The following is a 12,456-nucleotide window of genomic DNA, read 5'->3' as shown; positions in this document are numbered from 1 at the left end:
CTCTGTTTTTGAACTATGGAAATGAACTAGATCTGGTTGCTGCTCAGCTAAACAACAGACCGAGAAAGACACTGAAGTTCAAAACACCGAAAGAGATAATTGAAAGGGGTGTTGCATTGACAGATTGAATCTACAAGCGCCGGGTTTAGTCGACCAACTGCAGTTGCTGCTGAGGCCGGTTGGCAACGTTCTCTACGCGGATATCCATCTGCGGGTACGGTAGGTCAATGTGATTAGCATCCATCGCCTCTTTGATGTTTTCTAGCAGATCGTAATAGGTGTTCCAGTACTCGGCGTTGCGCACCCATACGCGCACATAGAAGTTCAGCGATGACGCGCCCAGCTCACCTAAACGCACGGTGAAACCGCGCTTCTGATCGATACGTTTATCCTGCTCGATGAGCTGGGTGATAACCCTTTTCACATCGGCAATTCGGCTCTGGTAGCCTACGCCAATCACCAAATCGATGCGGCGGAACGGGTGTCGTGAGTAGTTAATGATATTGTCGGCAATAATCTTGCCGTTGGGGATAACCACCTCTTTGCTGTCGCCGGTTAGCAGTGTAGTTGAAAAGATATGTACCTTCTCAACGGTGCCGGTCATGGTGCCAATTTGCACCACTTCGCCCGCGCGGAAGGGGCGCAGGGAGACCAGCATCACGCCCGCCGCGAAGTTTGACAGCGAGCTTTGCAGCGCCAGGCCGATAGCCAGGCCTGCGGCACCAATCACGGCGATAATGGACGACGTCTCAATGCCCAAACGCCCCAGCGCGGCGACCACCGAAAACGCGAGCGTGATGTAGCGAACCAGTGCAGTAAAGAATTGCACGATGGTGATATCCACTTTGCGTTTTAGCAGCAATTTTTCCAGCCCACGGGAGAGCAGGCGGGCGATAAATTTACCAATAAATAACAGAATAATCGCTGCAACGATGTTCCAGCCAAACTGGATAACCGCGTCGCTGTGACCTGACATCCACTCCAATCCACTTCTTATTTTGGGAAATAACGTAAAACCTTTCATGGTAAAAATCCTGCCGCTTTAAAATTAATGGTGGAAGATTCAATTAAATATTCAACATATATACAAAAAATCTATATATTTATAAGTAGGGTGCTTTTGGAGTTATGTATTAGCGACTATTTGCGCTTTTATCGCCGTTTTTTTAGACGACTGATTGATGCATCAAAAAATCAGCGCGGCATGTTGCGGCAGCAGAAAAGGAAAAGTTTGTGTAATTGTGCGGGAAATTATTTTTTGGCTAATAAAGTACGAATTGAAACTAATGTGGCATCATGGGGATGAAACACGACTAAATTCCTTACCGGATGGTTAAAAATCAATCTTTTAGCCATTCGGTAAGGAATCTCGGTGTCGGAAAAAAAGGGGCGTTAACGGTCGTCGGTTTGCGCGGGGGAAGTCTTTTGCGACAGGCTGCTCTGCTGGGACTCTTTTTTGTCCTGGTGGTGATGCCACGCGCCGATGGAGGAGTAGACGAAGCGTCCGAAGAAGAAGATAAAGCTGATAAGCAGTACGATACGGGTCATTCGACCATTAAATCGGTGTCGTTTTCGTAGGCTGGTAACCTGGCTCACAAAGGGGTCCTTACGTTATACCCATAGACGGGCGGTACATACATTAAGGCACAGAGCGGGGCGTGGGTCAATTGCGATGAATGTAAAAATCCGTCAGATAAAACATTAATTAATGTTATATAAGATATTATTCGTATTCACAAGCAGGCCTTGATTACGAGGGGTAGACCAAAGAAAAGAAAATTAGTGTTTTTATGTACGTTATTTTTTGACTCATATCAAACTTCATTCGTAAGCGATAACTAAAATCTCCACCTGACCCGCGTAATATCTTCTCTCGCGGCCTTTTTTAAGCCAGGTTGGATGCCTGTCTGAAAATACCCAGCTGGATTTGGGGTATCCTTAGAGCATCTATGAATTTCAGTAAAATATATAAGCAATATCGAGATGAGTGGTGGGGACTGCCCCTGATATTGCCTCTTCTTGTGTTACCAATAATCAAATTTGCTAATACATACACCTATATTGGCGGCGGCAAAACCTACCTTTATTACCTACCGCTGCCGTTTATGCTTTGCATGATGTTGTTCTTCAACTGGAAAGCGCTGCCTGGCCTTGTTGCAGGTATTAGCTGCTATCTTACTGACGATCTCCATTTTGTGGAAAGGGTGGGCATTGCGTTGCAGTTCCTCATTCCGACGATTGTGGCATGGGGCGGGTATCAGTTTTTTAACCAGCAACGCAAGATGATTTCACACGGCGATACGCGGCTGATGGCGCATCGGCTGTTCTGGCAGATGTTTGTCCCATCGACGGTTTTCATGCTGCTGATACAGTTTGCGCTGTATCTTGGGCTGTATCCGAGCCTGGGGGATACCGAGTGGGCCTCTCCGCTCACCCAGCGCAATCTGATTAACTACCAGTCGTTGCTGATGGGCTATCTGACCGGCGTGCCGCTATGCTATCTGATGGTGCGTTTAATCCGTAACCCTAACTATCTTCGCAGCTTCTTGTCGCAGGTGCGCCGTGATTTTGATCCAAAGGTGAAATGGCCGGAAATGCTGGCCTGGAGCACCCTGGTGATTGGTGTTTTCTCGATGCTGATGGTGCCGATGACCAAAGGCAGCACGATATTCAGCACCAACTATACGCTGTCGCTGCTGCTGCCGATTATGCTCTGGGGTTCGATGCGCTTTGGCTACCGCTTTATCTCGGTTATCTGGACGCTGATGCTGATTGTGGCCATCCACTATCACTATGTACCTAAAAGCGCAGGCTATAGCGTCCAGCTGGCGATAACCTCATCGAGTTACCTGATCTTCTCGTTTATTATTGCGTATATGGCGATGCTCTCCAGCCGCCAGCGCGCCATTCATGAACGCGTGCGCCGCATTGCCTTCATCGACCCGGTGGTCAGCCTGCCTAACATGCGCGCGCTGAGTCGGGCGGTGAACAATACGCCGTGGTCGGTACTGTGCTTTTTACGCATGCCGGATCTTGAAGTGCTGACGCGCCACTATGGCATTATGTTGCGTATCAACTACAAGCAGAATCTGGCGAAGTATCTTAGCGAAATGCTCCGCCCCGGCGAGAACGTCTACCAGCTTACCGGTAGTGACCTGGCGGTGCTGCTGCATACTGAATCCTATAAAGAGCGAGTGGAAGCGCTCTACGACCGTCTGAAGCAGTTCCGCTACAGCTGGAACGGGATGCCGCTGCAGCCGCAGATTGGTATTAGCTATTGCTATATCCATTCGCCGGTGGCCCATCTCTCGCTGATGCTGGGGGAGCTGAATACGGTGGCGGAGCTTTCGCTTGCTACGAATCGCCCGGAAAACTTACAGCGCCGCGGCGCGCAGTACCTGCAGCAAGAGCTGAAAGATAAGATCGCCATGATGGTGCGGGTGCAGCAGGCGCTGGAAAACAACCGCTTCCGACTGATGGCGCAGCCGATTGTCGGTATTCGCGGCGATGATTATCACGAAGTCCTGCTGCGTATGCTTGGTGATGATGGCGAACTTATCTCGCCGCTGTTGTTCTTACCGGTCGCCTATGAGTTTGGCATGGCCTCGCGCATCGATCTCTGGGTGCTGGAAAATACGCTGGTCTTTATGGCGAGCCGTCGGGAAAGTAATCCAGGTATGCGTCTGGCGCTTAACCTCTCGCCTTCCACGGCGAGCGGAACTGGCTTTGCGCATCAGGTGAAGGAACTGCTGGAAGAGTACGGTATTGAGGCCTGGCAGCTGGTCTTTGAGATAACCGAGAGCCACTCGCTGGTGAATGCCGAGCAGGCGCGGCGGACGCTGCGTGAGCTTCAGGAGTTGGGCTGTCGGGTGGCGATTGACGATTTTGGAACCGGCTATGCCAGCTACGCGCGTCTCAAACATATCAGCGCCGATATTCTGAAAATCGACGGCAGTTTTATCCGCAATATTGCGACCAGCAGCCTGGATTACCAGATTGTCTCGTCTATCTGCCATCTGGCGCGCATGAAGAGGATGCGGGTGGTGGCGGAGTACGTTGAAAACGAGGAGATCCGCACGGCGGCGATTGCGCTGGGGATTGATTATCTGCAGGGGTACGGCATCGGCAAGCCAGCTCCCCTGGAGGAGCTGGCGGTAGCGGAAACGGCGGCGTGTGAATCAGGCGGCGACCACTTCGTCGGGCGCACGCTCCTCAGTGATTTTTAACAGCCAGCCGGTGACGCTCTCCCAGTACTGCTGCTCTTTCTCCAGATCGAGCAGCACCAGCGCGTTCTGGGTAAACCAGTCGTGCGGGAAGCAGAGCGTCCAGTGGTTAGCCTCGGTGGTCAGCTTCAGCGTCGGTGGCGTGGTTGTCGCCTGACGCTGGTTGTTCAGCAGCACGCCAAGGCGCAGCAACTGGATCATCGGCAGGAACTGTTTCTTCTTGAACAGCGTAAAGCGCGGCAGTTCGTCGAGCTTAATCGCCTTACGGTGGAAGCGCACCAGCGTCGACATCAGATACTGCTGCTCCTGGTTGAAGCCCGGCAAATCGCTGTTTTGCAGAATATAGGCCGAATGGCGGTGCATGCCGCTATGGTTAATATTCAACCCGACTTCATGCAGCATCGAAGCCCATTTCAGCAGCGCAGTCAGCTGTGGATTGCCCAGCTTCGGGTTTTGCTCCAGCCACTGATCGTACATCTGCATGGTCGTTTCCAGCACGCGCTGCGCCTGTTCACGGTCAATGTTGTACTGGTTTGCCAGACTTTGCGCGGTGCGGCTGCGCACGTCCTGGTGGCGGAAACGGCCTTCCATTTCATACAGCACGCCTTCACGGAGCGCACCGTCGGAGAGACGAAGTTCTTTAATCGCCAGTGCATCGAATACGCCGCAGAGAATAGCCAGCCCCGGCACGAACACGCCTTTACGCTCTTCCGACAGGCCCGGCAGGCTCAGGCTATTGAAGTTTTTATACTTCAGCACCTCTTCTACCAGCATCTCGAGACGTTCAGGGGTGATAAAACCGTCCTTTTCGCCCATCTCAACCAGCACTTCATGGGCCGCTTTGATGGTGCCAGACGCGCCCATGGCAAAATTCCAGCCCTGAATGCGGTACTGCCACGCCAGCGTTTCCAGCTTCTGCACTGCCGCCAGGCGTGCGCGCTGGAAGTTTTCGCGGTTGATGGTGCCGGCGAGGAAGAACTGCTGCGCAAAGCTAACGCAGCCCATACGACGACTTTCGACCAGCTTCGGCTCGAAGTCTTCGCCAATCACCAACTCGGTGGAGCCGCCGCCGATATCAATCACCAGCTTGCGGCCTTTTTCAGGCTGAGTGTGCTCTACGCCCATAAAAATCAGACGGGCTTCTTCGTTCCCGGAGATGATTTCAATAGGGTAAGGGATCACCTTTTCCGCTCGCGTCAGAAACTCGGTGGCGTTCGCGGCCTGACGCAGCGTATGGGTACCGACGATACAGACGCTGGACGGAGCGAAGCCCTGCAGGCGTTCGGCAAACAGCGACAGGCAGCTAAGACCGCGCTCCATTGCCTCTTCGCTCAGCATATTGTTTTCATCCAGCCCATCGGCCAGATGAACACGTTGCTTCAGACGGCCAATAATCTGCATCGCGCCGTCGACGACGCGCGCGATAACCATATGGAAACTGTTCGAACCAAGATCAACCGCCGCAAACTCCTGCGGCCGGGGTGCTTTGCTTTTTATTGGCATAGGTTAGTCAGGTTGTTCAAGTGATTTGAGGTAATCGTAAATCGCCTGCTGCGCGCGGACCTTGCGTCGGTTGCCGCGTGGCACATAGCGATTACTCAGTTCTTTATCAATAAAGCGGGCTTTCACCGTGTCGCTGAACAGAATATCGATAATATCGAGGATCCGCTGTTTAAGGCGCGGGTCGAGCAGCGGGGTCGCCACTTCGATACGGTAGTCGATATTTCGGGTCATCCAGTCAGCGGAGGAGAGATAAACGCGTTTATCGCCGCCGTTCTCAAAAATATAGATGCGATCGTGCTCAAGGAAACGGTCAACGATGCTGATCACACGAATATTATCGCTGATCCCCTCTAATTCTGGAATCAGAGAACACATGCCGCGGATCAGAAGATTGACCTGCACGCCGGAACTGGAGGCCGCGTACAGACGATCAACCAGCCCTTTATCGACCAGGTTGTTGAGTTTTAGGGTAATTCCTGCGGCCTGGCCGTTTTGCGCGTTGGCGATTTCACGGTCGATCATCTCGTAGAGCAGACGACGGGAGTTTTGCGGCGAGACCAGCAGATAGTCGAAGTTCACCGGACGATACGGGTTCTCGATAAAGTTAAACACCCGGCGTACTTCGTTGGTGATGCGGGCATCGGCGGTCAGTAGCGAGTAGTCGGTGTAGATACGCGCTGTTTTCTCGTTAAAGTTACCGGTGCCGATGTGCGCATAGCGCACCACGTCATCGCCTTCTTTACGCGACACCAGGAACAGCTTGGCGTGAATTTTCAGTCCCGGCGCGGAGAAGATCACGTGAACGCCCGCTTCGGTCAGGCGTTTCGCCCAATGAATGTTGGCCTCTTCGTCGAAGCGTGCCTGCAGTTCCACCACCACGGTGACTTTTTTACCGTTGTGGGCGGCGTGGATCATCGCATCAATAATGCGTGAGTCTTTCGCTACGCGGTAGATGTTGATCTTAATCGCCAGTACGCTTGGGTCGAACGAGGCCTGACGCAGCAGCTCCAGCACGTGCTCAAAGGTGTGGTACGGGTAGTAGAGCAGCACGTCGCGTTCGCGAATAGCATCGAAGCCGTTGCGGAACTTATCGAACCATAGATGGCGCAAGCGCGGCATTGGCTTGTTGACCAGGTTGGCTTTACCGACGTTCGGGAAGCCAATAAAGTCTTTAAAGTTGTGGTAGCGACCACCCGGCACGATGGAATCATAGCGGGAAATGGTCAGCTTTTTACGCAGCATTTCTACCATCGCATCCGGCATATCACGCTGGTACACAAAACGCACCGGCTCGGCGGTCAGACGCTGCTTCAGGCTCGAGGACATCAGCTCCATCAGGCTCGACTCCATTTCGTGCACCAGATCGTACTCGGCATCACGGGTCATTTTCATGGAGTAGGCGTTGAGGGCGTCGTAGTCGAAGAAGCCTTTGAAGATATCATCCAGGCAGTAGCGCAGGATGTTATCCAGCAGGATCATCGGTTTGCGACGGCGCGGCGTTTCTGGCGGCAGGTTGACGAAGCGCGGCACTTTATCTGACGGGATCTCCAGCAGCGCGTAGTTGATCTCGTCGCCGCGGATAATTTCGACCGCCAGGTAGGTGTAATCGTCTTTCAGGAACTGGACCAGATCGGTCTCCCGATTCAGCAGGATCGGGGTGATGTGCTGGCGCAGATGCTGTTTAAAGTAGTGACGCAGCCAGCCCTGCTGATTGACGGAAAGCTGGCGTTCGTTAATCAGGAAGATCTGGTTACGGGCCATCTCCAGCAAGAGTTCGTTGTAGAGGCCATCGAACTCCTGATCGGCTTTCAGCACCCGGGCCTGAATACGGCTCAGCAGGTGACGAGAATGCGTGGTGACACCCTGTTCTTCGCTAATGATGATGCGGCGCTTTAGCTCCGCAAAGCGGACCTTGTAGAATTCGTCGAGGTTGTTGGAGTAGATCCCCAGGAAACGCATACGTTCAATAAGCGGGTTACTTTTGTCAGCCGCTTCCTGGAGGACGCGCTCGTTGAATGACAACCAGCTCAGTTCTTTTTCGATGTACAGTTTTTCCTGACCCATTACTACTCACACTCCGGTTTATTCACGGGACGCGGCAACGTCGTCTACTGATTATATTGCTAGCTTTGCCGGGCTATGTCCAACTGTGTCATCTTAGTATGACAGTTATCCTGATTTGCATAAAAAAGAGGGCCATAAGGCCCTCTTAGTCAGGTAGCCCGGCCGAACGAAGTGACGCCGGGGAGATGCCGAGGAGTCGGCGTTGACACGCCTCGTCCGGGCTACTGGATTTATTCTGCGGCATAGCCTTCCGGCGGCAGCTTAATGTCGTCAAGCCAGGCGTGATTATCCTGCATCTTCAGACGGCCATTAAGGAACCAGCTCACCACCAGAGGATAGATAGCGTGCTCCTGCGCCTGAACGCGTGAGGTGATTTCCGCTTCGTCGTCACCGGCGAAAACCGGCACCTTAGCCTGCAAAATCACCGGCCCGCCGTCCAGCTCTTCGGTCACGAAATGCACCGAGGTGCCGTGTTCCGTATCGCCGTTGTCTAGCGCCTGACGATGGGTGTTCAGGCCCGGGTATTTTGGCAGCAGGGAAGGGTGGATGTTGAGCAGCTTGCCCTGATAGTGCTGAACAAACTCTGCGCTCAGAATGCGCATGTAGCCTGCCAGCACCACGACATCGGGCGCATAGGCGTCAATTTCATGCATCAGCTCGCGGTCAAAGGCTTCGCGGCTGGCAAATTGGCTGGCAGCCAGCGCGTGCTGGGGAATACCGGCCTCACGCGCCCGCTCAAGGCCGAACGCGTCGGCCTTGTTGCTAAATACCGCCCTGATGGTGCCTGGAATCCTTTTCTGCTCACAGGCATCGATAATCGCCTGTAAGTTGCTGCCGCTGCCGGAAATCAGCACCACGATATTTTTCATTTATTCGATGACCACACGCTGTTCGGAATCAGAGGCTTTGATATAGCCGATTTTCCACGCGTTTTCACCTTTTTCGTTCATCAGCGCAATCGCTTTGTCAGCCTGATCGGCCGCCAGCGCAATAACCATGCCCACGCCGCAGTTAAAGGTGCGGTACATTTCATGCTGGCTCACGTTGCCGGCATCCTGCAGCCAGTTGAATACCGCTGGCCACTGCCAGGAGGATTCATCAATCACCGCCTGGGTGTTGTCCGGCAGCACGCGCGGGATGTTTTCCCAGAAGCCGCCGCCGGTCAGGTGGGCGATAGCGTGAACGTCGACGCTGGCAATCAGTTCCAGAATGGACTTCACGTAGATGCGGGTCGGTGCCAACAGGTGGTCGGCCAAGGTTTTGCCTTCCAGTTGAGTGGTATCCGGGTTGCAGCCGCTCACTTCAATAACTTTGCGCACCAGCGAGTAGCCGTTGGAGTGCGGGCCGCTGGAGCCGAGGGCAATCAGTACGTCGCCGTCGGTCACTTTGCTGCCGTCGATGATTTCTGACTTCTCGACCACACCCACGCAGAAACCGGCTACGTCGTAATCTTCACCGTGGTACATGCCCGGCATTTCGGCGGTTTCGCCGCCAACCAGCGCACAGCCAGACTGCAGACAGCCTTCGGCGATGCCGCTGATAACGCTTGCTGCGGTATCGACGTCCAGCTTACCGGTCGCATAGTAGTCGAGGAAGAACAGCGGCTCGGCGCCTTGTACCACCAGGTCGTTCACGCACATGGCCACCAGATCGATGCCGATAGTGTCGTGACGTTTTAAATCCATCGCTAAACGCAATTTGGTGCCAACGCCGTCAGTGCCGGAAACCAGCACCGGTTCGCGATATTTTTGCGGCAGCGCGCACAGTGCGCCAAAACCGCCTAATCCACCCATCACTTCCGGACGGCGAGTTTTCTTCACCACCCCTTTGATACGGTCAACCAGAGCGTTTCCTGCGTCAATATCAACACCGGCATCTTTATAGCTGAGAGAGGTTTTGTCGGTCACTGCTAAGTCTCCACGCGTTTGCGATAGCAAGAAAAATCGGCGCAATTCTATCAGTCCAGGCAAACGTTTGCGAGCCTATTCTGATCCCAATTTTTACCTCCCGGTTTTTCCATTGTTTCCATCTATATATCGGTCAAATATGATACTGCTCACGAAAATGAAACCGGGTACACCCTTGTCCTTGCATCCACTGAGCACAATCCACATCATATCAATGAAACCGGTTTCTGTTTTTTGTTTCAGCGAAGCCAATCACCGATGTAAAACGGCTACAAGGGATGAATGGAATGAAGATTGCTGCCTTTGATATTGGGGGTACGGCGTTAAAGATGGGCGTTGTTGCCGCAAGCGGTGAGCTGCTCGATAAGGGAAAAGAGCCGATTAGCAACAGCGATGGTGACCAGATTCTGGCGGCGATTGAGCGCTGGATTACGGCCCACCCAGAGTGCACAGGGATTGCCATCAGCGCGCCGGGCTACGTTAACCCGCATACCGGCTTTATCGAAATGGGCGGCGCCATTCGTCGGTTCGACAACTTTGCCATTAAAGCGTGGCTGGAAGAACGCGCCGGTCTTCCGGTGGCGATCGAGAACGACGCCAACTGCGTGCTGCTGGCGGAACGTTGGCAGGGCAAGGCCCGTGATATGACCAACTGCCTGGTGATGACCATCGGCACCGGCATCGGCGGCGCTATCTTCTGCAACAACCAACTGGTGCACGGCGCCCGTTTTCGCGCCGGTGAGTTTGGCTATATGCAAACCATGCGTCCCGGTTCACGCGACGTCCGTCGCTACTCCATGAATGAAAACTGCACCCTGCGCGTGCTGCGCCATCGCTACGCGCAGCATATCGGCAAAGCGTTGGAAGAGGTGACGGGCGAGGAAATTTTTGACCGCTTTGACGCGGGTGACGCCATCTGTCAGCGACTGGTATCAGAGTTTCTCAACGATATCGGCACCGGCCTTTACAACCTGGTAAACCTGTTTGACCCGCAGACTATTTTTATCGGCGGTGGCATTGTCGAGCGCCCTGGTTTTCTAGCCCTGATGCGTGAGCATCTGGCCTGGTTCGGCATTGCCGACTACATCGATACCGTCAGCCATGGCAACGACGCCGGGCTTATCGGCGCGGTTTACCATTTCAATCAGCACTATTCGCAGCGATAACTCACTGTTTAACGAGGGAAAGATATGTCTGGATTTAAAGCTGGGTTTCTCTGGGGCGGCGCGGTAGCCGCACACCAACTTGAAGGCGGTTGGCAGGAAGGCGGGAAGGGTGTGAGCGTGGCGGATGTGATGACCGCCGGTGCGCACGGCGTGCCGCGCGAAATTACCAACGGCGTACTGCCAGGAAAAAACTATCCGAACCACGAAGCCATCGACTTCTATCATCGCTATAAAGACGATCTGAAGCTGTTCGCTGAAATGGGCTACAAGTGCTTCCGTACCTCTATTGCCTGGACGCGTATTTTCCCGAACGGCGATGAGCTGACCCCGAACGAAGCGGGCCTGCAATTCTATGATGATTTGTTCGACGAGTGTCTCAAGCTTGGCATTGAGCCGGTGATTACCTTGTCGCACTTCGAGATGCCATACCATCTGGTCACCGAATACGGCGGCTGGCGCAACCGTAAGCTGATTGAATTCTTTGTCCGCTTCGCCAAAGTAGTATTTACCCGTTACCAGCACAAAGTGAAGTACTGGATGACGTTCAACGAAATCAATAACCAGGCAAACTTCCACGAAGATTTTGCACCGTTTACCAACTCGGGGCTGAAGTACCAGCCGGGTGAAGACCGCGAACCGGTGATGTATCAGGCTGCGCACTATGAGCTGGTGGCGAGCGCGCTGGCCGTAAAAGCCGCGCGTGAGATTAACCCAGCGCTGCAGGTTGGCTGCATGATTGCCATGTGCCCAATCTACCCGCTGAGCTGTGCGCCAAACGATATGATGATGGCGATGAACGCCATGCACCGTCGCTACTGGTTTACCGACGTGCACGTGCGCGGCAAGTACCCGCAGCATCTGCTGAACTACTTCGAGCGTCGCGGTTTTGAGCTGGATATTACCGACGAAGACCGTCAGGCGCTGACCCAGGGCTGCGTCGATTACATCGGCTTTAGCTACTATATGTCGTTTGCCACCAAGGCCACCGACGATAACCCGCAGCTCGACTACGACGAAACCACCAGCCTGGTCTCCAACCCATATGTACAAAAGTCCGACTGGGGCTGGCAGATTGACCCGGTGGGCCTGCGCTATTCGCTGAACTGGTTCTATGACCACTATCAGCTGCCGCTGTTTATCGTGGAGAACGGTTTCGGGGCGATTGACGTGCTGGAAAGCGACGGCACGGTGAACGACCAGTACCGTATCGACTATCTCTCAGCGCATATTGCCGAAATGAAAAAAGCGGTTGTGGAAGACGGTGTGGATCTGATGGGCTACACCCCGTGGGGCTGTATCGACCTGGTTTCCGCTGGCACCGGCGAAATGAAGAAACGCTACGGCTTTATTTATGTCGATAAAGACAACGAAGGTAACGGTACGCTGGCGCGCAGCCGTAAAAAATCTTTTGCCTGGTATCAGAAGGTGATTGCGACCAACGGCGAAGAGCTCTAACCCGCTGAATACGTAAAATAAAACCCCGCGAGTCGGGGTTTATTTTTATCCTGTCTTATACTCTCTGGGGACCCATTCACCGCTTTGCTTGATCCTGGTCAATCATCACAGGTATGGCGCAATCGTAAAAAAGCGGTA

At 53.6% G+C, this 12,456-nt stretch carries 9 protein-coding genes and 1 pseudogene; 4 read left to right on the top strand and 6 right to left on the bottom strand.

Annotation, left to right across the window (positions count from 1 at the left end; all coding sequences use genetic code 11):
• Positions 1–20 precede the first annotated feature (20 nt).
• A pseudogene (locus FHC49_RS24265) lies at positions 21–128 on the top strand (hypothetical protein); the annotation flags it as partial.
• A gap of 17 nt (positions 129–145) precedes the next feature.
• On the opposite strand, the gene mscS reads toward FHC49_RS24265, so the two are convergent.
• Both mscS and FHC49_RS00945 read right to left on the bottom strand, forming a co-directional pair.
• Positions 146–1,024: a small-conductance mechanosensitive channel MscS gene (gene mscS / locus FHC49_RS00950; RefSeq protein WP_185668918.1), complete on the bottom strand. Its 879-nt coding sequence runs from the start codon at positions 1,022–1,024 to the stop codon at positions 146–148.
• Between the two features lie 368 nt (positions 1,025–1,392).
• Complete coding sequence (locus tag FHC49_RS00945) at positions 1,393–1,596, bottom strand: YfgG family protein (RefSeq protein WP_185668919.1); 204 nt, start codon at positions 1,594–1,596, stop codon at positions 1,393–1,395.
• A 353-nt stretch (positions 1,597–1,949) separates the two neighbouring features.
• Between FHC49_RS00945 and FHC49_RS00940 the strand changes: the two genes are divergently transcribed.
• The gene (locus tag FHC49_RS00940; RefSeq protein WP_220438278.1) at positions 1,950–4,226 is read left to right on the top strand and encodes an EAL domain-containing protein; all 2,277 of its coding nucleotides are present in this window, start codon (positions 1,950–1,952) and stop codon (positions 4,224–4,226) included.
• Here FHC49_RS00940 and ppx read toward each other — a convergent pair.
• The 4 genes from ppx to purM all read right to left on the bottom strand — a co-directional run bounded on the left by ppx (position 4,179) and on the right by purM (position 9,697).
• Complete coding sequence (ppx, locus tag FHC49_RS00935; protein ID WP_185668921.1) at positions 4,179–5,726, bottom strand: exopolyphosphatase; 1,548 nt, start codon at positions 5,724–5,726, stop codon at positions 4,179–4,181. The two genes, FHC49_RS00940 and ppx, sit on opposite strands and share 48 nt — an antisense overlap.
• Positions 5,727–5,729: 3 nt before the next feature.
• Positions 5,730–7,790, bottom strand: a complete 2,061-nt coding sequence (gene ppk1, locus FHC49_RS00930; RefSeq protein ID WP_185668922.1) for a polyphosphate kinase 1 — start codon at positions 7,788–7,790, stop codon at positions 5,730–5,732.
• Between the two features lie 230 nt (positions 7,791–8,020).
• Positions 8,021–8,659: a phosphoribosylglycinamide formyltransferase gene (gene purN, locus FHC49_RS00925; protein ID WP_220438277.1), complete on the bottom strand. Its 639-nt coding sequence runs from the start codon at positions 8,657–8,659 to the stop codon at positions 8,021–8,023.
• Positions 8,660–9,697 (bottom strand): phosphoribosylformylglycinamidine cyclo-ligase, encoded by a 1,038-nt coding sequence (gene purM, locus FHC49_RS00920; protein ID WP_185668924.1) that lies wholly within the window; start codon positions 9,695–9,697, stop codon positions 8,660–8,662.
• A gap of 287 nt (positions 9,698–9,984) precedes the next feature.
• Here purM and bglK point away from each other — a divergent pair, with 287 nt between their 5' ends.
• Together bglK and FHC49_RS00910 are read left to right on the top strand one after the other, a co-directional pair.
• Positions 9,985–10,863, top strand: a complete 879-nt coding sequence (bglK, locus tag FHC49_RS00915; RefSeq protein WP_220438276.1) for a beta-glucoside kinase BglK — start codon at positions 9,985–9,987, stop codon at positions 10,861–10,863.
• Positions 10,864–10,887: 24 nt separating this feature from the next.
• Positions 10,888–12,318 (top strand): 6-phospho-beta-glucosidase, encoded by a 1,431-nt coding sequence (locus tag FHC49_RS00910; RefSeq protein ID WP_220438275.1) that lies wholly within the window; start codon positions 10,888–10,890, stop codon positions 12,316–12,318.
• Positions 12,319–12,456 lie beyond the last annotated feature (138 nt).

Origin of the sequence: Kluyvera sp. EC_51 (assembly GCF_019584505.1) — a bacterium.
GTDB lineage: Bacteria > Pseudomonadota > Gammaproteobacteria > Enterobacterales > Enterobacteriaceae > Kluyvera > Kluyvera sichuanensis.
Note: the sequence above shows the minus strand (reverse complement) of the source record. Positions and strands in the feature narration are given on the sequence as shown.